At 68.0% G+C, this 21278-nt stretch carries 18 protein-coding genes; 9 read left to right on the forward strand and 9 right to left on the reverse strand.

Translation table 11 applies throughout. The features are described 5' to 3' along the window. Window positions 1-39 precede the first annotated feature (39 nt). The 9 genes from AB0F51_RS16385 to AB0F51_RS16425 all read right to left on the reverse strand — a co-directional run bounded on the left by AB0F51_RS16385 (window position 40) and on the right by AB0F51_RS16425 (window position 12588). Complete coding sequence (locus AB0F51_RS16385; protein WP_360280328.1) at window positions 40-1113, reverse strand: rhamnogalacturonan acetylesterase; 1074 nt, start codon at window positions 1111-1113, stop codon at window positions 40-42. Beyond that, a complete protein-coding gene (locus AB0F51_RS16390) occupies window positions 1110-3806 on the reverse strand; it encodes a Tat pathway signal sequence domain protein (protein ID WP_360280331.1) in 2697 nt (898 codons plus the stop codon). Before AB0F51_RS16390 ends, AB0F51_RS16385 begins: the two co-directional genes overlap by 4 nt. Next, a complete protein-coding gene (locus AB0F51_RS16395; RefSeq protein ID WP_360280334.1) occupies window positions 3779-6364 on the reverse strand; it encodes a Tat pathway signal sequence domain protein in 2586 nt (861 codons plus the stop codon). Before AB0F51_RS16395 ends, AB0F51_RS16390 begins: the two co-directional genes overlap by 28 nt. After that, a complete protein-coding gene (locus AB0F51_RS16400; protein WP_360280337.1) occupies window positions 6361-7254 on the reverse strand; it encodes a carbohydrate ABC transporter permease in 894 nt (297 codons plus the stop codon). The genes AB0F51_RS16395 and AB0F51_RS16400 overlap by 4 nt, the downstream gene beginning before the upstream one ends. A 15-nt stretch (window positions 7255-7269) precedes the next feature. Then, window positions 7270-8268, reverse strand: a complete 999-nt coding sequence (locus AB0F51_RS16405; RefSeq protein WP_360280339.1) for an ABC transporter permease subunit — start codon at window positions 8266-8268, stop codon at window positions 7270-7272. A gap of 64 nt (window positions 8269-8332) precedes the next feature. Further along, window positions 8333-9871 carry an extracellular solute-binding protein gene (locus AB0F51_RS16410; protein WP_360280342.1) on the reverse strand — a complete coding sequence of 513 codons (1539 nt, stop codon included), beginning with the start codon at window positions 9869-9871 and terminating at the stop codon, window positions 8333-8335. Then, window positions 9868-10497 (reverse strand): DUF624 domain-containing protein, encoded by a 630-nt coding sequence (locus AB0F51_RS16415; protein ID WP_360280345.1) that lies wholly within the window; start codon window positions 10495-10497, stop codon window positions 9868-9870. Before AB0F51_RS16415 ends, AB0F51_RS16410 begins: the two co-directional genes overlap by 4 nt. A 398-nt stretch (window positions 10498-10895) precedes the next feature. Then, window positions 10896-11525, reverse strand: a complete 630-nt coding sequence (locus tag AB0F51_RS16420; RefSeq protein WP_360280348.1) for a DUF1961 family protein — start codon at window positions 11523-11525, stop codon at window positions 10896-10898. Between the two features lie 46 nt (window positions 11526-11571). Next, window positions 11572-12588: a LacI family DNA-binding transcriptional regulator gene (locus AB0F51_RS16425; protein WP_360280351.1), complete on the reverse strand. Its 1017-nt coding sequence runs from the start codon at window positions 12586-12588 to the stop codon at window positions 11572-11574. A 133-nt stretch (window positions 12589-12721) separates the two neighbouring features. On the opposite strand from AB0F51_RS16425, the gene AB0F51_RS16430 reads away from it, so the two are divergent. The 9 genes from AB0F51_RS16430 to secF all read left to right on the forward strand — a co-directional run bounded on the left by AB0F51_RS16430 (window position 12722) and on the right by secF (window position 21275). Further along, entirely contained in the window at window positions 12722-13183 is a 462-nt protein-coding gene (locus AB0F51_RS16430) for a hotdog fold domain-containing protein (protein WP_360280354.1), read from the forward strand. A 546-nt stretch (window positions 13184-13729) separates the two neighbouring features. Continuing rightward, window positions 13730-13834, forward strand: a complete 105-nt coding sequence (locus AB0F51_RS16435; RefSeq protein WP_360281548.1) for a CPBP family glutamic-type intramembrane protease — start codon at window positions 13730-13732, stop codon at window positions 13832-13834. Window positions 13835-13863: 29 nt separating this feature from the next. After that, window positions 13864-15030 carry a GNAT family N-acetyltransferase gene (locus tag AB0F51_RS16440; RefSeq protein WP_360280357.1) on the forward strand — a complete coding sequence of 389 codons (1167 nt, stop codon included), beginning with the start codon at window positions 13864-13866 and terminating at the stop codon, window positions 15028-15030. Window positions 15031-15114: 84 nt separating this feature from the next. Further along, window positions 15115-15711, forward strand: coding sequence for a crossover junction endodeoxyribonuclease RuvC (gene ruvC, locus AB0F51_RS16445; protein WP_360280360.1), 597 nt, complete (start codon window positions 15115-15117; stop codon window positions 15709-15711). A 160-nt stretch (window positions 15712-15871) separates the two neighbouring features. Further along, entirely contained in the window at window positions 15872-16474 is a 603-nt protein-coding gene (gene ruvA / locus AB0F51_RS16450) for a Holliday junction branch migration protein RuvA (RefSeq protein WP_360280363.1), read from the forward strand. A gap of 6 nt (window positions 16475-16480) precedes the next feature. After that, window positions 16481-17533 (forward strand): Holliday junction branch migration DNA helicase RuvB, encoded by a 1053-nt coding sequence (gene ruvB, locus AB0F51_RS16455; RefSeq protein ID WP_360280365.1) that lies wholly within the window; start codon window positions 16481-16483, stop codon window positions 17531-17533. Window positions 17534-17731: 198 nt separating this feature from the next. After that, on the forward strand, window positions 17732-18202 hold the full coding sequence (yajC, locus tag AB0F51_RS16460; RefSeq protein ID WP_360280368.1) for a preprotein translocase subunit YajC: 471 nt from the start codon (window positions 17732-17734) through the stop codon (window positions 18200-18202). Window positions 18203-18282: 80 nt separating this feature from the next. Next, window positions 18283-20082, forward strand: a complete 1800-nt coding sequence (secD, locus tag AB0F51_RS16465) for a protein translocase subunit SecD (RefSeq protein WP_360280371.1) — start codon at window positions 18283-18285, stop codon at window positions 20080-20082. Continuing rightward, entirely contained in the window at window positions 20082-21275 is a 1194-nt protein-coding gene (gene secF / locus AB0F51_RS16470; protein WP_360280374.1) for a protein translocase subunit SecF, read from the forward strand. The genes secD and secF overlap by 1 nt, the downstream gene beginning before the upstream one ends. The last annotated feature ends 3 nt before the right edge of the window (window positions 21276-21278 follow it).

Below are 21278 nucleotides of genomic sequence, written 5' to 3' on the forward strand. Positions count from 1 at the left end.
CACCGGCGTACCGGATCACTCCGGTACGCCGGTTCTGCGTCAGCCGGCAGCCCAGTACCGGTCGGGGATGAGGCTGAGGTCCTTCAGGGCGGTGGCGACCAAGTCGGCGTAGATGGTTGCTCCGTGCTCCGAGGTGTGGGTGTCGTCTCGCTTCTCGCGGGTCAGGTAGAGGGCTTTGGCCTGCTCGGGGCCGAGGGTCTCGACCACTGCCTGGCTTCGGGCGGTGAGGTCGATCAGCGGGACGGACTCGGCTGCGGCCACCGCGCGCATTTCGGCCGGTAGGTCTACGCCGAGGCCGTTGACGATCAGGCCGGTCGAGTTGAGCTTGCTGCCCGTGAACCAGCGCCGGACCACGGGAGTGACCAGCACGGGCTGAGCTCCGGTCGCACGGATGCCCTGGACGATTTGGGTCAGGTTGGCGCGGAACACCTCCGCCGTACTCTGCTTGTCGTTGTGGCCGAACTGGACCAGGGCAACGTCTCCCGGCCGGAGTTGCGGCTGCAGGGCTGCCCACATCTCCGGCTTGGCCAGGAACGAGACCGAGCTTTCGCCTGAGCCGGAGTGGTTGACGACCGAGAGCCCACGCCGGAACGAGATCGGCAGCCGCTGACCCCAGCCGGTGTACGGCACGGCGTCCTGATCGGTGACGGTGGAGTCGCCGGCCAGGAAGAGCCGCTGGGTCTCGCAACCGGCGGGTGCCAGGCCGATCCCGCTGACCTTGGGTGCCGATCCGGCGAAGGTCAGCGTGAGTCCCGGCGTACCCGGTCCGCTGAAGCCGTTCTGCTGCGCTTCAGGGTTCCGTACGTTGACGGTGAAGGTACGCCGTACCAGTTCGCCGGCCGCGGTGTCGATGGAGCTGACCATCAGCCGACGCGCCTCGGCAAAGACCTCGGTCTGTGCCGCCACCCGACGATCGCCGAGCTGAACCGTCACGTCGTAGTGCCCGGGCGGTACGTCGAACGTGCACGTGATCGGCGCGGTCCCGGTGCACTGCGCGAGCAGCGCGGGATCCGGTTTCGGGGCGGGGCCGAGCCCACCAGCAGCGGCAGGGGCGGGGGACAGAGCCAGGCCAGCGCAGATGACCAGGGCGCCGGCCACGATGCGGGACCTCACGGGTTCACAATCTGGTCGCCGACCAGCGCGAGGGTCTGGATCGCGGCCAAGCCGTACAGCGCGGTGGTGTTGGTCGAGACCCAGGTCGCCGCCTCGCTCGGGTTGAGCGTCGAGGTGACCTGCTTCGAGGACCAGGGGAGGTTCGGGGCGTAGCCGTCGCCGGTGTAGAACTCCTTCCACGCCCGGGCCGCCAGATCGTTGCTGTTCAGCCGGGTCGCCGCGTAGGCGGTGAGCCGGGAGTGACCCTGGCGAAGGATGAGGTTGCCGAAGTGCGCGCCGCATTCCGCCGTCTGCTCGGCCCGGCTGGCGTTGTAGAGCCGGCAGTACTGCAACCACGCCTGCTCGAAGGCCGGTACGTCGACCAGGTCGATCAGCTCGGCGCAGATCTCCACCTGGCCGAACATCGCGGACAGGTGGGAGACGCTGACCGTCTTCGCGGTGACCGGCGCGAACCGGCCGGTGTCCAGGTCGTAGAGCCCGCCGCCGGTGACAAAACCGTTCGGCATCGCACCGATCGTCTCCATCGTGGCGAGCAACTTGGTCTTCGCGATCGTTGCCTTGGGCCCGTTTCGCTCCCACTCGGTGAGCCAGGCCGCGGCCAGACCGCTCCAGTCGGTCCCGAGCCCGATCGCCAGCGCGTGCGGGTCCGGCGTGTACGGCTCGGTGCGGATCTTCCGCAGCGGGTCCAGCACCAGGAAGGTCCGGTCGGAATCGACCAGCTCGGACAGCAGGTCACCGGTCCGCTCGTCGGCGGTGAGGTAGTAGTAGAATCGCCGGTAGATCGCCGTACTGATGCGCTGCTGCTTGGCGCTGTCCGCCCAGTGCTGTACGCCGTGCCTGGTGCCGAGCCCCGCCCACTGGCCGAGGTGGTAGACGTCGACCTCGCCGGTGTGCCGCGTCATCGCCTCGGCGAAGCGGAAGATGTCCGCGCGCCCCGAGCGCAGGAACGCGTACCAGAGCCAGAGATCCGGCGACAGCTCGGAGTTGTCCCAGGCATAGCCGCCGACGTCGTACCGCCAGACCAGCCGGTCCTCGTCGAACGTGTGCATGATGTCGCCGTAGTCCCAGAACCCGTACCAGTGCCGCTGCTCCACCTGTCCGCGGTAGAAGTCGAAGAGGAAGTCCAGGTGGTCCTCGATCGCCTTCTTGGCCGGGTGCGACCGGTCCACCGGCGAGACCAGCCCGCCGAACACCTTCGTGGTGATCAGGTGCTCGACCGGGTTGATCAGCTGCGCCGGAGTGCGCACCTGGTCGGCCATCGCGCCGAGCCGCTCCGCCGTCGGGGTCGCCCCCAGCGCCCAGAAGGTCAGCTCACTCGTCCGGGCGATCCCGTACGGCGTACCGAAGCCCGGTTCGTAGTCCTCATAGGTGATGTTGAGGCCTTCGATCTGCTTCGGATACGTGTCCTGGCCCATGCCGTCGTGGTAGAAGCGCATGTCCATCGGCTCCGCCTCCGGCGACCAGAGCCACACGGTGACCTCGGCCTCTTCGGTGTGCGCGCCACGGATGTCGAGCTGGGTCGGGTGCCGCTGCCAGAAGTCGCGCAGGCCGAACGCGAGACCGCCGCTCACACCGCCGACGTACCCGAGTCCCGAAGCACGCTCGCCCTGGTCGACCGGGATCCAGCCGTGGCCCTTCTTGGTCCGCTTCTTCACCGTGAAGCCGTCCGCCGACAACTGGCTGAGCGAGTAGTCACCCCACTCCGGGATGTACTGCAGCCGAGTGGTCACCCGCTGGTCCCAGGTCGCCGGATCAGGCAGCTTCGTGCCAGCCACCTGCGCGGCCCGTACTGCGGCGCCCGGATCGCGCCGCAACCCGGTGATGCCTTTGACCGCCTCGGCGAGCATCCCGTGCTCGGCGCCGACGAACCGGACGTGCCGGTCGTACGTCGCGTCGCGCAGCGGCACGCGGAAGCGGACTCCCAGCCCGGCGATGTAGTCGTGCTGCCCGTCGCGGTCGTAGACGAACGTGTGCACCATCCGGAAGTTCTCCGCGCCGGCGTAGAAGTACAGCCGCACGGTGAACGGCAGCCAGGACTTGCCCTTGGCGTTGGTGTGCTTCCCGTCGATCCGGATCACGGCCCGGACCGGCCCGGACTGCTCGACCTTCACCGAGCTGATCGCACTCTCGAACCGGACCCGGGCGATGGTGGCTTCCTCGTCCTCGGCGATCTTGTCCTGCTTGAGGTTGACCAGCCGTCCCTTGCGGGCGATCTCGACGCCACCGCGCCAGACCTGGCTGATCAGGTCGGTGCCGGACTTGCGGATCCGGGCCTTGATCACACCGGTGTCGATGTCGACGTACTGCTTCTCGTCCTTGACCGTGACGGCCGTCGCGGGAGCGGCGCCAGAGCCGGCCTTCAGCGTGTACGAGTGAGCCGGTGCCTCCACGGCGATCGCGTGCGCACTCCACTTGAGCGAACCGTCGGGCCAGTACGCCGTCGGCCAGCTCTGCACCGGTACTGCGCTGCCGTCCGCGGCCGTGAGCGCGAACGTCTGATCCGGGCTCACCGCGCCTTTGGGCCAGGGCGTTCCCCAGGTCGTCACGGCCGCTGTGTTCGGCTTGCCTTCCAGCCAGTTCAGCTTCACTTCGGGGACTGCGGCCGGCCGGGCGGCCGCGGTACGGGTATCGAGCAGTGACGCCACCGGGGCGGCGGCCAGTCCGGCTAGGACTTGGCGTCGGGAGATCTCCATGCCGTTTCACCTTTGCTGGTTCGGTGTTCGGGGATCAGGGCGAGATTCTGGATCGCGGACAGGCCGTACTGCGCCGCGTCGTTGGTGCTCACGAAGGCCGCTTCGTCGACGGGCATCAGCGCGTCGAGGATCGGGGTGGTGCGCCAGACGGGTTCGCGTTGCAGGGCGTTGCGGTTGAGCTGGTCGCCCTCGTCGAGGAAGAACTTCCGCCAGGCCAGCCGGGCCAGTCCGACATCGCCGGTCCGCGCGGCGGCGTACGCGGCAAGCCTGCTGTGGGCCTGGACCAGCGAGATGCCCTGGAGCGCCTGCCCGACCTCTGCCGCCTGCTCGTCGGCAGGAGCGAGGTAGAGCCGGCAGTAGTCCAGCCATGCCTTCTCAAATCCCGGTACGTCGAGGTCCAGGTCGATCAGCTCGGAACAGATCTCGGGTAGGCCGAAGACGGCTGACAGGTGGGAGACCGAGACGCCGGAGCGGCTGGAGTCGAACCGTCCGGTCGACAGGTCGAACAGTGCCTGTCCAGTGAGGAAGCCATACGGCAAGGCAGCGATGTCGGCCATCGTCCCCATCAGGCGTGCCCGTGCCTGCTCGTCGCCGTACCGCTCCCAGCGGGTGAGCCAGGCGGCAGCCAAGGCGCCCCAGTCGACTCCCAGGCCGACGGACAACGCGTGCGGGTCGGGGGAGTAGACGTCTGTGCGGACCTTGCGCAGAGGATCCAGCGCCAGGAAGGTCTCCTCAGCGGTGGTCAGTTCGTTCAGCAGGTCGCCAGTGCGCTCGTCGGCCGTCAGGTAGTAGTGGAAGCGGCGGTAGATCGCGCTAGAGATCCGCAGTTGCTTGCAGCTGCATCCCCAGTGCTGGACGTTGTGCCGCGAGCCCAAGCCCTTCCAGGGCCCGAGGTGATGCACGTCGACCTCGCCGGTATGCCGGGTCATCGCCTCGGCGAACCGGAAGACGTCGGCCCGGCCGGTCCGGAGGTACTGGTACCAGAGCCAGAGATCTGGCGAGAGTTCGGAGTTGTCCCAGGCATAGCCGCCGACGTCGTACCGCCAGGTGTGGCGGTCGGGGTCGTAGGAGTGCATGACGTCGCCGTAGTCCCAGAACCCGTACCAGCGGCGTTGCTCGCGCTGGCCCACGTAGTACTGGAAGAGGAAGTTCAGCCGGCCCTCGATGTCCTGGTGGTCGGAGTCGGGGAGTGCCCAGCTGCCGAAGACTCCAGCCTCGAGCATCCGGGCCGGCGAAACCGTGAGCAGCCGTGGGGAGTTGAGGAGATCGACGTGCTCGGCCAGCTCCTCGGCAGATGGTGTCTTGTCGTGGACGCGCAGCGTCAGTTCATGGGTCCGGGCGATGCCGTGGGCGTTGCCGAAGCCTGGTTCGTAGTCCTCGTAGGTGATCTCGAGACCTTCGAGCTGTTCGGCGTAGCTGTCCTGGTCCATCCCGTCGTGCCAGAAACGCAGGTCCATCGCGGGTGCGCTGGGCGACCACATCCACACGGTGGCGGTGGCCAGCTCGCTTGCTGCCGCGCGGATGTCGAGGCGGGTGGGATGCAGCTTCCAGAAGTCGCGGAGGCCGAACCCCAGGCCGCCGCCGGCTCCACCGACATAGCCGTAGCCAGGTGCCCTGGTCCCGGCCGGGATGGTCACCCAGGCCTGGCCGGGTCCGGTCCGTTTGCGGAGGGTGAATCCGTCGGCGCTGCTCTGGTCGAGCGTGTAGTCGTTCCATTGCGGGATCAGGTGCAGCCGCTCCGAGACCTCCGGATTCGGGATCTCGCCGACGGGACGGCCGGCCACCTGCGCCCGGCGTACCGGCTCGCTCGGGTCGCGGCGCAGGCCGGTCAGGCCTCGGACGGCCTCGGTCAGGAACCCGGACGGTCCGGCCAACCGGACATGCCGGTCGTGCGGTTCGTCGCGCATGACCACGTCCGCGCTGAGCCCCAGGCCCGCCAGGAAGTCGCGGTCGGGATCACCGTCCCACACGAAACTGTGCACGATCCGTACGTCGGTCGCGCCGGCGTAGAAGTACAGGCGGACGCTGAACGGCAACCAGTCGCCGTGCTTGCCCTCAACCCTGACCACGGCGCGCACCGGCCCGTCCTGCTCGACCACGATCCGCCCGACTGTCGCGGTCGTCGCCTGCCGGGTACGGCTGCCGTCCTCCTCGGGCGCGTCCTGCCGAAGGCTGACCAGCCGGACGTTCCGGGTCACCTCCCGGTCGCCGTACTTGACCGACTCGATCAACTGCTGCCGGGTGAGCACCCAGCTGACCTCGCCGGTCCGCACCTCGACCCGGCCGGCGGCCTGCGTGACGACCACCGGCTCGGCCGGTACGTCGGGCGCCTGCCCCGGCACGAGGTCGTACGACGAGGCCGGCTCGTCGGCCGGTCCGATCGCGTGGGCGGACCACTTGACCGAGCCGTCCGGCCAGGTCGCCGTGGTCCAGCTCTGCACCGGCGTACCGTCGGCGAGCGCGAACGGGCTGTCCCCGGCTACGGCACCCCGCGGCCAGGGGACACCCCACGTCACGCCTTGCCTGCCAGGGGTTTCCAGCCAGTGCAGGGCCGTCATTCCTTCACCGAGCCGATCATCACGCCCTTGGCGAAGTGCTTCTGCAGGAAGGGGTAGAAGAACAGGATCGGCAGCGTCGCGACCACCACCACCGCGAACTTCAGGCCCTGCTCGGGGAACGAGACCGTCTCCAGCTGCTGCAGGACGTTGGCGGAGTCGGCGTTCGCCGCGGTGAGCTGGCGAACGATCATCTGCAGCGTCCACTTCTTGCTGTCGTCGATGTAGAGCAACGGCGACATGTAGTCGTTCCAGATCGCCACCGCGTAGAACAGCGAGAAGGTCGCGATGATCGGTTTCGACAACGGCAGCACGATCCGCAGGAACACGTTCAGCTCGTTGCAGCCGTCGATTCGGGCGGCCTCCTCCAGGGCCTCGGGAAGCTCCTGGAAGAAGCTCTTCACGACGATCAGGTAGAACGGGTTGATCGCCAGCGGCAGGATCAGGGCCCAGTAACTGTTCAGCAGCCCCAGGTCACGCACCACCAGGTACGTCGGGATCATCCCGCCGCTGAACACCAGCGTGAAAAGCACCAGGTTGAGCACCAGGGCACGACCCGGCAGATGCCGCTTGGCCAGCGGGTACGCCATCGTCAGGGTGAGGAACAGCTGGACGGCCGTGCCGACGGCCGTCACCACGATCGTCGTCAGCAGCGCCCGGACGAAGGTGTCGGTGGAGAAGATGTAGCGATAGGTGTCGGTGACGAACTTCTCCGGCCACAGGAAGAACGGCCGGGAGCTGATCTCGGACTCGGTCGCGAACGACCCGGCCAGCACGTAGAGCATCGGCAGCACCGTGACGATGGCCAGGCCGGTCAGCAGCAGCATGTTGACGATGTCGAAGGCACGGCTGCCGGGGGAGTCGAAGTACCGGACGGAACGACTTCTTGCCATGGGTCCCAACTCCTTTCAGAACAGTCCGCGCTGGCCGAGGCGCTTGGCCAGCAGGTTGGAGCCGAAGATCAGCACGACACCGATCAGGCCCTTGAACAGGCCGACCGCGGTGGCGTAGCTGAACGAGCCCTGGGTGATGCCGACGTAGTAGACGAAGGTGTCGAAGACGTCGGCCACGTCGCGGTTGAGCGAGGTGGTCATCAGCCAGATCTGCTCGAAGCCGGAGTCCATCAGGTTGCCGGAGGTGAGGATGGCCATCACGACGATGGTCGGCTGGATCGACGGCAGGGTGATGTGCCAGAACTGCCGCCACCGGCCGGCGCCGTCGACCCGGGCCGCCTCGTACAACTGGGTGTCGACACTGGCCAGCGCGGCCAGGTAGATGATCGTGCCCCAGCCGGTCTGCTTCCACAGCAACTGCAGCACGATCAGCGGACGGAACCAGTCGGCCTGGGCGACGTAGTCGACCCGCTGCCCGCCGACGATGTCGTGCAGCCAGCCGGCGATCACGCCGAAGTCCACCGAGAACAGCAGATAGGTCAGCGACGCGACGATCGTCCAGGACAGGAAGTGCGGGATGTAGATCAGCGACTGGATCGACCGCTTCATCACCCGGATCCGCAGCTCGTTCAGCATCAGCGCGACCACGATCGGGGCCGGGAACACGAAGACGATGGTGAGCAGCGCCAGGATCAGCGTGTTGATCATCAGCCGGCCGAAGTCCGGTCCGGTGAACAGCGCCTCGAAGTGCTCGAGCCCGACCCACTGGCTGCCGGAGTACCCGAGGAAGGGCACGTAGTCCTTGAACGCGATGGTCAGGCCGTACATCGGCAGGTACTTGAAGATGATGAAGTAGGCCAGGCCCGGCAGCAGCAGGACGTACAGCCAGCGGTAGCGCAGCAGGTCCCGCCACAGCGGCCGCTGCCGGCGTCCCCGCTTGTGCCTCTTCCGGGCCGGTCCCGTCATCGGCAAGGCGGGGGGCACCACCTGGTTCGGCGCCAGCTCGGTGGCCATGGCGCCCTCCCTTCGCTAGAAGGGGCCCGGGACGTGCCCGGGCCCCTGCGTGGACCGGAGCGGATCAGCCGCCGACCTTGGCGGCCAGGTCGTTGGTCTCCTGGGCGATCTGGGTGCCGCCGCTGTCGTACCAGCGCTTGATCTCAGCCTTCAGCTGGTCCTCGGTGAACGCGCCGGACAGGTACTTGATCCGGGCGTCGGGAATGATGTTCTGCAGGGTCTGGCCCTTGGCGATGGTGGTCGGCGCGATGACGCCGAGCACCGGGTTGAACACCGCGGTCTTCAGGTCCTCGTTCATCAGTACGTCGAACTTCTCCCGCATCGCCCGGCTCGGCGCGTCGTTCGGCCGCAGCGGGTAGGCGCCCATGCCGACGCTGGCCCGGGTCCCGAGCTGGATGAAGGCCTTGTCCACGTCGTTCTGGATCGCCTTCACCTTCGGGTCGTCCTGCGCGATCGGTACGGCGTACTTGCCCTCGACCTTGAAGTTGCGGCCCTCGATGCCGTTGGTGACGAGGACCGAGCCCTCCTTGGAGGCCAGCTTGTCCAGCGACTGCAGGGTCTGGTCCAGCTGCTCGTCGGAGCGGACGTTCTGCTTGGAGATCGCGATCACCATGTTGTAACCGGTGAACGGGTAGGAGAACTTCTTGCCGTCGCCGCGGGCCAGGTTCCCGACCAGGGTGACCTTGTCGATGTCCTTCGGCGTCTTCTCCTTGAACATGTCGAGCAACTGGGTCGCCCGGACGTTGACGTCGATGATCATGCCGCCCTTGCCCTGGACGAACGGGTCGTTCCAGTTGGCGGTGTCCAAGGTGGCGAAGTCAGGGTTGACCAGGCCCTCGGTGACCCACTTGCGCAGCCAGCGGTTGGCGGTGAGGAACTCCGGGGTGTCGAAGCCCGGGACCAGCTTGCCGCCGCGCTCGCCCCAGCCGTTGGGTGCGCCGAACCAGGTCTCGATCACGTCGTACGGGCTCGCGCTGGCGTAGAAACCAGGCCACTTCGGGATGATCAGGCCGTAGGTGTCCTTCTTGCCGTTGCCGTCCGGGTCCCGCTCGGTGAACGCCTTGGCGACGGCGTACAGGTCCTCGACCGTCTTCGGCTCCTGGAGTCCCAGCTTGGCCAGCCAGTCCTTGCGGATCACGATGCCGGAGCGGAGCAGCGGCCGGACCCGGTAGATGCCGTAGGTCTTGCCGTTGACCTGGGTGTTCTTGGCGGTCTGCTCGTTGGCCGGCTTGAGGTTCGGGTACTTGTCCAGCTTGCCGGTCAGGTCCCAGAAGGCGCCCGCCTCGGCGGCCTTGATGAACGCCGGGCTCTTCTCGTTGACCACCATCACGTCGGGGATCTTGTCCGAGGCCAGCGTGACGTTGGTCTTGTCGCCGTACTCCGCGTTCGGCACCCAGGTGATCTTGAGCTTCTTGCCGACCACCTTCTCGACGGCCTGCTGCATCTCGCCGTTCGGATCCGGTGCGGTACCGAACAGCGGCGCCATCACCGTCAGTTCGTTGCTCGAGGCCGGCTGTTCATCGCTGCCCGAACAGGCAGTGGCGAGCAGTGCCGTCGACAACGCGACGGCGACGGCGAGACGCCGGCGGGAGAAGATGGTCATGAGTTCCCTTTCAGGTGCAGGCGCGCCTCGTTCTCTTCGAAGAAGCGCAGGCAGAGCCACGTGTTCAGCTGGATCCAGCCGCCACCCGCCAGCACCAGCCCGATGACCGGGAAAGTGCTGGACAGGTAGGCGATCGTGACGAAAACGAAGAGCAGGACGACAGACGAGGCGGGTCGCGCGATCGCGACCAGCGATGCCTTGGGCAACAGTTCGCGCGGCCGGAGGTCGTAGTGCACGGCCATCGGCAGCAGGTAGGCGGCGATCACGGCCAGCAGGGCGAGGGCCACGAAACAGGCCAGCCGGGGGATCGACGCCTTCGCTCCCAGCGAAGCGAAGTACAGGTAGTTGCCGACCAGGGCCACCGCTACTGCCAGCAGCGGCAGTACCAGCAGCGAACCGCGGGCGAATTCCCGGCGGAAGCCGGCCCGGAAGGCAGGCAGAGCGTGAAACGATTCACCGAAAGACCTGCGTCTGGCCAGGTCATATGCTGTCAGCGTGGCCGGGCCGATACCGAGAGCGACCCCGCCCAGCAGGGTGAAAAGGATCCACAGGGCGTTCAGTTTGATCGCCCACAGCAGCTCGTCGGCCGCGTAGTACAGCCGGATCGACCAACCGGACGAGCTCATGGCCAGCCGCCGGCCGAGCGGTGCGGCGAGCTGGTGGGGCAGTGTTTCACGAGAGTCCCTGCCTTGTGACGGATGCGTTACGGGTGAAAAGTGATGTGACCATATGGTTGAATCGTCTCAATGTCAACGCTCTGGAAAGCGTTTGTCAGGAGTCGGTCAGGCCGGTGGGGTGGCGCGGCGGGGCTCGCTGGGTAAGCGGTTGCCCGTAAGCGCGCTCAAGGGCGCGAAATCCGCAGCTTCGCGCGGTGCGAGGGCTGGCCGTCCAAGCGGCGGGCTCCAGAGTGGCCGAGCGCCGGAGCGCCCGAGCGCCCGAGCGCCAGAGCGCCAGAGCGCCAGAGCGGCCGGGGCGGCGGGGGCGGCCGGGGCGGGCGCGAGGTGGGCGCGAGGTGGGCCGGGCGTCAGGGAGTCGAGATGCGGAGGTTTGCGTAGTCGCCGATCATCGGGGCCATCTGGCGGAAGCCGAGCTTTCCGCCGGTCAGTGGCTGCTCGTCGCGCCAGCTGAACGAAACCAGGCCGTCGATCGAGAAGGTGATCTCGCCGTCCTTGACCGAGAGTCGCAGCGAGTACGGTCCTTGCGCGTCCAGCACCGCCGGCAAAGGATCCGGCCCCTGCGCGACGAGGTGAAACCCGTAGCTCTTCCGCAGATTGCAGGTGTGCAGGGCGCGCTCGGTCGGCCAGCGGCGCCGGAAGTACGAGACGTGGTAGGCATCCAGATCGCCGTGGTGGTACTGCTCGTAGGCCCCGGTCCGCGGCGCGAGGTCGAACAGATCCTCGCCCTCACGTCCCTTGGCGTGGAAGAACAGAATGCACAGACCTGGTTCGCGGATCGGCCAGAAGTCCCACTCGACGGTGATGTTCGGCCCGAAGTCCTCCGGGCACCACAGCACCACGTTGGGGTTCTTGTCCGGATCGTCCTGTGGCTTGCTCTCCAGTCGCAGCCGGCCGAGTGGGAAGGAAACGGCGCCGTCGCCCTCCAGCCGGAAACCGTCCAGATCGGCCGCGGAGGCCAGGGCGTTCTCGTAGAGCATGCGCGAAGCCTTCCTGAGGACTGGGCGGGTTGGCGGAGCGGCAGGATCAGCCGCGGGTGAGGTCGCTGGACTGACGAACCATGAGCTCCGGCTGGAAGATGACCTGTCGATGCGCGTGCCGTTCGCCGGCCTCGACCTCCTCCTGGAGGAGCTCCATCGCCGTCCGCCCGAGCAACGCGGCAGGCTGCCGCACCGACGACAGCGGTACTGCGGCCGCGGCGGCGAACCCGATGTCGTCGTACCCGATGATCGCCATGTCCTCCGGAACCCGCAGTTGGGTGGCGGCCATGGCCTGCAGCAATCCCAACGCCAGCAGGTCATTGGCGCAGAACGCTGCGGTGGGACGGGAGGCGGGTGGCAGGGCTGCGAGCTGCTCGCCAATCGCCCGGCCGTGCTGGACGCCCATCACCTCGACCTCGAAGATCTGCAGGTCGACGTCTGCCGCATCGTCCGCCACCGTGGTGATGCCGGCCAGCCGGTCCGCGACCTGCTGCATGCTGAGAGGCCCGCCGATGAAGGCGATCCGGCGATGACCGGACTCGATCAGATGGGTTCCCGCCAGGCGTCCGCCGAGCTTGTCGTCGACCGAGACCGAGCACATCCCGCCGTGATCCGCGGCTCGGTCGACCAGGACGACCGGCGTACCGCGGGCCACGAGGGCGCGCAACTGTGGATCGGCGCTGTCGAAGGGGGTGATCAGTACGCCGTACACGCGTTGCTGTTCGAGCTGATCGAGGTGATGGCCTTCGCGGACCGGGTCGGTCTTGCTGTTGCAGACCATCACCACGGTGTCGTTCTCGTAGGCGAGCTCTTCGGCGCCCTCGGCGAGGTCGGTGAAGAACGGGTTGGCGACGTCGAGCACCACCAGGCCGACGGTTCGGCTGCGGCCGGCGCGCAGATGGCGGGCGGCCTCGTTGCGGACGAAACCGAGGGCCTTGATGCTGTCCTGCACCCGTTTGCGGGTGGCGGGCGCGACGATCGACGGCCGGTTGAGAACGTTGCTGACCGTACCGACCGAGACTCCGGCGCGGTGCGCGACCTCCTTGATGCTGGGAGTAGCCATCGCCCCTCTGAACCGTCTGTGGCGGACCTGCTCAGTGCTCAGCGGCAGTTTAGCCGGGGTGAATTGAATCGTCTAAATCGTTGCTGCGGCGCCCACTCGACGGCTAAGTGACTCCCGAGTAACATGCTGTCGCATGACTAGCCAGGTGCTTGGGATGTGGGAGAAGTTGCGCGGCGTACCGGGCGGCTCGCGGGTGTTCTCGGTGGCGTTCGCTTGGAAGGCGCCGTACTTCCGGTCGGTCCGGCCGCGGTTCGTCCAGGTGAGCCCGAACTTCGCGTCGCTGGTGCTGCCGAAACGGCGGGCGGTGCAGAACCACATCGGCACCGTGCACGCGATCGCGGTCTGCAACGGCTTGGAGGCCGCGATGGGCGCGCTGGCCGAGGCAACCGTGCCCGCAGGCAAGCGCTGGTTGCCGAAGGGCATGGAGGTCGCCTACCTCGCCAAGTCCACCTCGGACCTGACCTGCTCAGCCGAGACCGACCCCGCCGCCTGGACAGCTGGCCCCGAGGTCCCGGTCCAGGTCAAGGCAACGCGCACCGACGGGACCGTCGTAGTACAAGGCACCATCAACCTCTGGGTCACCGACAAGAAGTAGCCCCTTCCGCTGCCAGACTCCTGCCAATGCGGAGATGGATTCTGGAGGGTGGCCTCGCGGTATTGATCGGCGCCGCATTGGTGCTGGTGGCAACAGGTAACACCGACATCCGGTACACGGCCGACAACGACAACACGCAGCCGATGTGGGAGCGATGGATTCCCGTTGCCGTCGGCATGCTTCTGGTCCGGGTGCTGCCGTGGCGGCTCGAGCGCAAGCCTGGCGGGCCTCCGGATCGCCGGCAGGCTTGGGTGCTGCTGGGCGCGGCGGTGCTGTTCGGAGTACTGCTTAAGTTGCTCGGTCTTGGTCTCTTCGAGGTACTGAAGGCACTGCTGCTGCTTGCGGTGCCACTGGCCGTGTTCCGCTGGTGGGGCAGGAAGCCGACGGCCAACTGGCCGACAGACGTCCGCTGGGCACCAGCGCTGCCAGTGGCGGCGTTCCTGGTGCTGAGTTATGCAGGGCCGCTAGCGGCTCCCGTGCCGGCCAGGCCCGACCTGTCCGTCCTGGAGCTGGTGCTGACTGTTGTAGGTGCTGGTGAACCAGGGCGTGCAGGGGTTGTTCCTGGGCTACCTGTGGAGTCGGTACCGGCGGATGTGGCCGCTGATCACCGTGCACGGCGCCGTGAACTTTTCGGGCTATTTCTGTCGCTGATCTGAAGCGGTGCGTCGTAGGGTCTGGGCGTGGCTGATGACTTGCGGTTGGTGGATGTCCGGAGCGAGCACCTGGATGACGTACTCCGGGTGCGGTCGAGGTCCTTTGGGTTGCTGGATGCGGGTAGCCGAGAAGGGTGGAAGGCGGACGCGGAGGGCTTCATCGCCGACGGCCGGATGGTCGGGGTGCTGGATGGCGACGAGCTGATCGCAGCGGCCCGGTTCTGGCCGTTCCAGCAGTGGTGGGGTGGGCGCAAGGTGCCGATGGCCGGGGTTGCCGGGGTGGTCGTCGCACCGGAGTACCGAGGGCGCGGTGTCGGCAGCAAGCTGATGCGCGGTGTGCTTGCCCGGAGCGTGGAGCAGGGCTACCCGCTGTCGGCTCTGTATCCGGCCACGACTGTGATCTACCGGCACCTGGGGTACGAGTTCGGTGGCGGCCGCTACCGGTACACCTTCCCTGCCGCAGAGCTGCGGTCGCTAGGTGGCAAGGAGGTTGAGGTCCGCCGAGCCGGTCCTGCTGACGCGAGCCGGTTCCTGGAGGTGGTGGCTCAGTTGCACGCGGCCGGGCGGATCAGTGGGCCGCTGGTGTGGCCGGAGGACAAGGTCGCCGAGTGGCTGGGGGAGGACAACAGCTTCTGCTACCTGGCTGAAGACGGGTTCGTCGTCTACGGCTGGGCCAGCGGCAAACTGCGGGTCGAGGAACTCGTAGCGGGCTCCGAAGCCACCGCCCGTGCGCTCTGGTCTGTCGTCGGTTCCGGTTCGTCCATCGCGGCGGACGTGGACGCCTACCTCTCGCCGAACGACCCCGCGCATCTCCTGATCGCCAAGGAGGCCGCGAAGCACGCAGAGATCGAGCGCTGGATGCTGCGGGTCCTGGACGCGCCTGCAGCGATCGCTGCCCGTGGCTTCGCGCCAGGCGCCTCACTGGAGGTTGACCTGGAGCTAGACGACTTCGAGGTCGCCACCAACACCGGCCGCTGGCACCTGTCCGTCTCCGACGGCTCCGGCGCGCTGACTCCCTCCACTGCCACCGGCGACTCCCTACGCCTCGGCTCCCGCGGCCTAGCCGCCCTGTACGCCGGTACGCCGCTCACCTCACTGCGCAAGGCCGGACTGGCCTGGGGCCCCGCCGATGCCGACGGGGCGATCGAGACGGCCTTCAGCTGCGCCACGCCGTACATGCTCGACTACTTCTAGGTCGTCCACAGGCGCCGGAGTGTCGATTTCGCGGCCTCCGGCCGGGCGTCTAGGGTTGTCGAACAAACGTTCGGAGGTGATCCAGTGCGCGTGCTCGGTGTCGACCCGGGACTGACCCGGTGTGGGCTCGGCGTCGTCGAGGGCACCGCCGGCCGGCCTCCGGCACTGGTCGCGGTCGGCGTGATCCGGACTCCGGCCGAGCTGGACGTGGCCAAGCGACTGGTCATGATCGAGGCCCAGCTGGACGAGTGGATCACCGAGCACCGGCCCGATGCGGTCGCCGTCGAGCGGGTGTTCGCCCAGCAGAACGTGCGGACGGTGATGGGCACGGCACAGGCTTCCGGGGTGGCGATGGTGGTTGCCGCGCGGCGCGGGCTGCCGGTGGCGCTGCACACTCCCAGTGAAGTGAAGGCCGCTGTCACCGGCTCCGGCCGGGCGGGCAAGGAGCAGGTGACCACGATGGTGACCCGGATCCTGAAGCTGGACGAGCGACCGACCCCGGCCGACGCCGCGGACGCGCTCGCCCTGGCGATCTGCCACATCTGGCGAGGCGGCGTGACGAGCCGGCTGCAAGAAGCATCGGAGAGCAGAGCCAACCTGGAGGCGCTCGCGAAGGCGCAGTCCCGCCTACAAGTGGCAAGACTAAAAGCCGCGGTAGCCGCCCAGGAAGGTCGGCGATGACGGCGGGCCGCGCGCGCGACCACGGAGTGTCGGCGATCACCGCCGGCGGTGGGAGTGGCCCAGGACGAGCGACGATGACCGAGGGCTGTGAGCGTGCAGCGCGAGGTGGAGCGAGGACCGTGGCCAGGCATGCCCTGGTCAGGGTGCGAGGAGGAGAGCGATGATCGCGTTCGTGCGTGGCCCGGTGGCTGCGATCGGGCTGGACAGCTGCGTGATCGAGGTCGGGGGAGTCGGGCTGCAGTTGTACTGCCACCCCGGCACGCTGGCCACATTGCGACCGGGGCAGGAGTTCAAGCTGGCCACCTCGATGGTGGTGCGCGAGGACTCCCTCACTCTCTACGGCTTCGCGGATGCCGACGAGAAGGAGCTGTTCGAGCTCCTGCAGACCGCCTCGGGTGTGGGCCCGAAGCTGGCGCAGGCGGCGCTCGCAGTACTGAGTCCGGATCAGCTCCGGCAGGCCGTCGCCGCCGAAGACCTCGCGATGCTGGTGAAGATCCCCGGCGTCGGCAAGAAGGTGGCGCAGCGACTGGTGCTGGAGCTCAAGGACAAGATCGGCGCTCCCTCGCGGACCGTCACCGGCCGTCCGCTGCAGACGACCGAGGCTTGGCGCGAGCAGGTGCACGCCGGTCTGGTCGGCCTCGGCTGGTCGGCGCGGGATGCCGACGACGCCGTGATCGCCGTGTCGCCACTCGCCGCGGACGGCGCCGAGCCGTCGGTGCCCGACCTGCTCAGAGCCGCACTGCGCGCGCTCTCGAAGGCGTAGCGCGCGATGGAAGACAACGTCAGGCCGCTGGTCTCCGCCGACTCGCTGGACATCGAGGAGCGCAAGATCGAGTCCGCGCTGCGGCCTCGCACGCTCGCCGAGTTCGGTGGGCAGCGCCGCGTCAGCGAGCAGCTGGAGCTCGTCCTGCACGCCGCGCGCGGCCGCAACCGGGCTCCTGATCACGTGCTGTTGTCGGGTCCGCCCGGCCTGGGCAAGACCACGCTGGCGATGATCATCGCCAGCGAACTGTCGGCGCCACTGCGCGTCACCAGCGGCCCGGCGATCCAGCACGCCGGCGACCTCGCGGCGATCCTGTCCGGCCTGAACGAGGGCGAGGTGCTGTTCCTCGACGAGATCCACCGGATGTCGCGGCCGGCCGAAGAGCTGCTGTACATGGCGATGGAGGACTTCCGGGTCGACGTGATCGTCGGCAAAGGCCCCGGCGCGACCGCGATCCCGCTGGAGATCCCGCCGTTCACCCTGGTCGGCGCGACCACCAGGGCGGGGCTGCTGCCCGGACCGCTGCGGGACAGGTTCGGCTTCACCGGGCACCTGGAGTTCTACGACTCCGCCGAGCTGGAGAAGATCGTCAACCGCTCGGCGGCGCTGCTGGAGGTCGACATCACCCCCGAGGCCGGGGCCGAGATCGCGTCCCGGTCCCGCGGTACACCCCGGATCGCGAACCGGCTGCTTCGCCGGGTCCGCGACTACGCCGAAGTACGGGCCGACGGCATCGTCACGCTCGCGCTGTCCAAAGCCGCCCTGGAGCTCTACGAAGTGGACCGAATGGGGCTGGACCGGCTGGACCGCTCGGTCCTGGACGCGCTGTGCCGGCGGTTCGGCGGGGGACCGGTGGGTCTTTCCACGCTGGCCGTCGCGGTCGGTGAGGAGCGCGAGACCGTGGAGGAGGTGGCCGAGCCCTTCCTGGTCCGGTCGGGTTACCTGGCCCGGACGCCCCGTGGCCGCGTCGCCACCCCGGCGGCCTGGCGGCACCTCGGACTGGCCGTTCCCAAGGGCGCGACCTTCGCCGATACGCTTTTCGACACCGAGGACGACTGACCGGGCACGAACCGGCGTACCGGGACGTTGAAGGGGTGACGAGTAACTCAAACGTGACCCCCTGTCATGCGGTACTTGTTGCCGCCCAGGGTTAGACTCCCCGGTGGCCCGTACCCCGGGTCATCCCGCTGCGACCTGCACGCTTGAGAGCAGAGCGTGCCGGGCACCCGTTCTCTCGACGAAGGATTCTGAGTCCCGATGGTTTTGATCGCCGCACCGATGGCCTCCTCCGGCGGTGGGGGCATCACGCTCCTGCTCCCGCTGATCCTGATCGTCGGGATGATCTGGTTCATGAGCCGTACCCAGCGCAAGCAGCGCCAGCGGCAGGCCGACACGGTCGCCGCCCTGCAGCCCGGGACGAAGGTGATCACCACCAGCGGCCAGGTCGGCATCGTCGAGGAGGTCGACGACGAGTACGTGACGCTGGAGATCTCCGACGGCGTCCTGGTGCAGTTCGTGAAGGCCGCGATCGGCCGGGTGATCCCGGAGGAGACCGAGGACACCGCGACGGACGAGGCGGCCGACGACGCCACCGCGACCGCGGCCGACGCCGACGTCACCGACGACCTGAAGACCGCCGAGGTCAAGGACACCGTGGACGTGCCGGATGCCGGCGCCGAGAAGGCACAGGACAAGTCCAAGCTGCCCCCCACGCACACCGAGAACTGATTTTCCGTCCCATCGGCGTGCGGCGCGCGGGCATCCCCGTGATGCCCCCGCGCGCCCAGTAACGCAAAGGTTGAACTGACGTGGCAACGACGACGACATCCCGCCCCGGGAGGAAACTGATCGTCCTGGGAGTCGTCCTGATCCTGCTGTTCGGGATCATGGCGCTGGCCAAGACCTGGGGACCCAAGCTCGGCCTGGACCTGCGGGGTGGCACCACCATCACGCTGACGGCCAAGTCCCTGGCCGGCGGCGGAAACGTCACCGCCGAGCAGTTGTCCGAGGCGAAGAACATCATCTCGCAGCGGGTGAACGGCGCCGGTGTCGGTGAGGCGGAGATCGCCACCTCCGGTTCCGACCACATCACCGTGGCCGTGCCGGGCGCCAACCAGGACAGCCTGGTCAAGCAGGTCGGCCAGACCGCGCTGCTGTACTTCCGGGTGGTGTACGACATGCAGGCCGGCGCTCCGGTGCCGACCACGCCGCCGTCCGCGACGCCGACCGGCAAGCCCTCGGCCACGCCGAAGCCGGGCACGACGCCGAAGCCCAGCACCACGGCCAAGCCCAATACGACGGCCAAGCCCAGCACCACCGCGAAGCCGTCGACCACTGCCACGCCCAACGGCCGGGCCTGGTCCAGCGTGCTCGGTGCCGCGACGCCGACCCCGACGCCGAAGCCGAGCACCCCCTCGGCCAAGCCGAGCACCCCCGTGCCGTCGACCCCGGCCGCTACGCCCTCGACTCCGCCGGCCAACAACGGCGACCCGCTGAGCTACCAGCCGGACGCGGCCGTCCAGGCGGCCTTCGCGGCCTTCACCTGCGGCAAGGACGCTCCGACCGACGACCCGGCCAAGCCGCTGTTCTCCTGCAGCCGCGACAAGACCACGAAGTACCTGCTCGGTCCCGCGATCCTGCTCGGCACCGACCTGTCCGACGCCACCGCGCAGATCCCGCAGGGCGGCTTCCAGTGGCAGGTCAACCTGAAGTTCACCGGCGACGGCGGCGAGAAGTTCCTCAAGGCCACCACGGCGATCTCGAAGCGTCCGCAGGGCTCGAACCTGTTCGCGATCGTGCTGGACGGCGAGACCATCTCGAGCCCGAGCGTGAACGGCCCGATTCCGGGCGGCCAGGCCGAGATCACCGGTTCGTTCAGCGAGGGCGAGGCGCGTGACCTGGCCAACGTGCTGAAGTACGGGGCGCTGCCGGTCTCGTTCGACATCTCCGAGGTCAACACGATCTCCCCGCAGCTCGGTGGTGACCAGCTGTCGGCCGGTATCACCGCGGGTCTGATCGGACTCGGCCTGGTGATCATCTTCTCGTTCCTGTACTACCGGGGTCTCGGCCTGGTCGTGGTGCTGTCGCTGGCGGTCGCCGCGGCCCTCACGTACGCCGCCGTCGTCCTGCTCGGCAAGTCGATGGGCTTCACCCTGACGCTGGCCGGTATCGCCGGTCTGATCGTCGCCATCGGTATCACCGCGGACTCGTTCGTCATCTACTTCGAGCGCCTGCGCGACGAGGTCCGCGAGGGCCGCAGCCTGCGCTCGTCGGTGGAGACCGGCTGGGCCCGCGCCAAGCACACCATCATCGCGGCCGACTCGATCTCGCTGCTCGCCGCGCTGGTGCTGTACGTGCTCGCGGTCGGCAGTGTGAAGGGCTTCGCGTTCACCCTCGGCCTGACCACGCTGATCGACCTGCTGGTCGTCTTCGTCTTCACCAAGCCGCTGGTCACCCTGCTGGCCAGGACCGACTTCTTCGGTCACGGCCACAAGCTGTCCGGTCTCGACCCCGAGCATCTCGGCGTCGAACGGCTGCCCGGTCAGATGAAACCGTCGGCCCGCCCGGCAGCGAAGCCGACGCGCAAGCCCGTGGGAGGCGAGGTCTGATGTCGAAGCTCGGAAACATCGGTGCCCGGCTGCACCGCGGTGAGGTCTCCTACGACTTCATCGGCAAGCGCAAGATCTGGTTCACCGTCTCGATCGTGCTGATGGTCGTCTCGCTCGGCGCGCTGTTCGTCAAGGGACTGGCGCTCGGCATCGAGTTCAAGGGCGGCGTCGAGTACCAGGCGAAGGTCCAGGTCACCGACAACACGGTCACCGACGTCACCGAGGCGGTCAAGGCGACCAACGCCAAGGATCTCGGCGACCCGGTGGTCACCACCATCGGTCAGGACCAGGTCCGGGTGCAGACCAAGCCGCTGAGCCAGGACGACATCGCCAAGGTCCGCGCGGCGATCGCCCAGGAAGTGGGCGTCGGAGCGAACCAGGTGAGCAACTCGCAGATCGGCGCCTCCTGGGGATCGCAGATCGCGAACAAGGCGATCCTCGCGCTGATCGTCTTCCTGGTCGCCGTGTTCGGCGTGATCTGGGCCTACTTCCGCGAACCCAAGGCCTCGATGGCCGCGATCATCGCGCTGCTCCACGACGTCTTGATCACGGTCGGCATCTACGCGCTGATCGGCTTCGACGTCACACCCGCCACCGTCATCGGCGTCCTGACCATTCTCGGTTACTCGCTCTACGACACGGTCGTGGTGTTCGACAAGATCCGGGAGAACACCCGCGGCATCACCGGCTCGAACCGCTACACCTACAGCGACGCGACCAACCTGGCGGTGAACCAGACCATCGTCCGCTCGATCAACACCACGCTGATCGCGCTGATGCCGGTCGGCTCGATCCTGGTCGTCGGAACCGTCGTCCTGGGCACCGGCCCGCTGAAGGACCTGTCGCTCGCGCTGTTCGTCGGTATCGCCGTCGGTGCGTACTCGTCGATCTTCGTCGCCCCGGCCCTGCTGGCCATGTTCAAGGAGCGCGAGCCCGGCATGCAGGCCCTCAGCCGCCGGGTCACGGCCAAGCGCGCCCAGACAGCCTCGGGTGGCAAGGCGGTCCCGGCCGCCGCGACCGCCGGCGTTGCTGCCGGAGGTGGCGGGTCCGAGGCGGCTCGCAAGCAGGATCGCCCCAAGGCAAGCAGCGCCACCGCCGGTACGCCGGTGGCCTCCAACCGCCCGGTCAAGTCGACCAGCGGTGCCGGCCGGCCGCAGCCGACTCGCAAGCCACGCTCCAAGCGCGGTAAGTGAGAA

Source organism: Kribbella sp. NPDC023855 (genome assembly GCF_040639475.1).
Classification (GTDB): Bacteria; Actinomycetota; Actinomycetes; order Propionibacteriales; family Kribbellaceae; genus Kribbella.

Excerpts from the sequence above, each read along its gene's own strand:
- AB0F51_RS16390 (WP_360280331.1), bottom strand. The coding sequence starts at position 3,806 with ATGGAGATCTCCCGACGCCAAGTCCTAGCCGGACTGGCCGCCGCCCCG.
- AB0F51_RS16395 (WP_360280334.1), bottom strand. The coding sequence starts at position 6,364 with ATGACGGCCCTGCACTGGCTGGAAACCCCTGGCAGGCAAGGCGTGACG.
- AB0F51_RS16400 (WP_360280337.1), bottom strand. The coding sequence starts at position 7,254 with ATGGCAAGAAGTCGTTCCGTCCGGTACTTCGACTCCCCCGGCAGCCGT.
- AB0F51_RS16405 (WP_360280339.1), bottom strand. The coding sequence starts at position 8,268 with ATGGCCACCGAGCTGGCGCCGAACCAGGTGGTGCCCCCCGCCTTGCCG.
- AB0F51_RS16410 (WP_360280342.1), bottom strand. The coding sequence starts at position 9,871 with ATGACCATCTTCTCCCGCCGGCGTCTCGCCGTCGCCGTCGCGTTGTCG.
- AB0F51_RS16415 (WP_360280345.1), bottom strand. The coding sequence starts at position 10,497 with ATGAGCTCGTCCGGTTGGTCGATCCGGCTGTACTACGCGGCCGACGAG.
- AB0F51_RS16420 (WP_360280348.1), bottom strand. The coding sequence starts at position 11,525 with ATGCTCTACGAGAACGCCCTGGCCTCCGCGGCCGATCTGGACGGTTTC.
- AB0F51_RS16425 (WP_360280351.1), bottom strand. The coding sequence starts at position 12,588 with ATGGCTACTCCCAGCATCAAGGAGGTCGCGCACCGCGCCGGAGTCTCG.
- AB0F51_RS16430 (WP_360280354.1), top strand. The coding sequence starts at position 12,722 with ATGACTAGCCAGGTGCTTGGGATGTGGGAGAAGTTGCGCGGCGTACCG.
- ruvA (WP_360280363.1), top strand. The coding sequence starts at position 15,872 with ATGATCGCGTTCGTGCGTGGCCCGGTGGCTGCGATCGGGCTGGACAGC.
- ruvB (WP_360280365.1), top strand. The coding sequence starts at position 16,481 with ATGGAAGACAACGTCAGGCCGCTGGTCTCCGCCGACTCGCTGGACATC.
- yajC (WP_360280368.1), top strand. The coding sequence starts at position 17,732 with ATGGTTTTGATCGCCGCACCGATGGCCTCCTCCGGCGGTGGGGGCATC.
- secF (WP_360280374.1), top strand. The coding sequence starts at position 20,082 with ATGTCGAAGCTCGGAAACATCGGTGCCCGGCTGCACCGCGGTGAGGTC.